This window comes from Pseudomonas sp. SIMBA_068 (assembly GCF_046534705.1).
GTDB lineage: Bacteria > Pseudomonadota > Gammaproteobacteria > Pseudomonadales > Pseudomonadaceae > Aquipseudomonas > Aquipseudomonas putida.
Window position 1 is genome coordinate 1 of record NZ_JAWRYI010001535.1, and the last position, 239, is coordinate 239.

Annotated in this window: 1 pseudogene; it reads right to left on the bottom strand. The window is 44.4% G+C overall.

Annotated features, from left to right (window positions below):
* A pseudogene (locus tag SB756_RS34825) lies at positions 1–239 on the bottom strand (peptidase); the annotation flags it as partial.

Consider the following 239-nt stretch of genomic DNA (forward strand, 5'->3'; position numbering starts at 1 on the left):
CGTGCAATGGCTTCTTTAGCCGAAATGGCTTTAGTTGCTAAATCAAGTTGAATCGCTTTTTGCCCTTGCTCTGTATCAGCGGCTTCACCGACTTTTAATAGTGCATTGGCTTGTGCTTCAGCGACGGTTGTAATTGCGGTAGCTTCACCTTCCGCACGTAAAATTTGCTCAGCTTTATCTGCTTCTGCAGCAAGCACTTGTGCTTGCTTTTTACCTTCAGCGACATTTATATTTGCTTG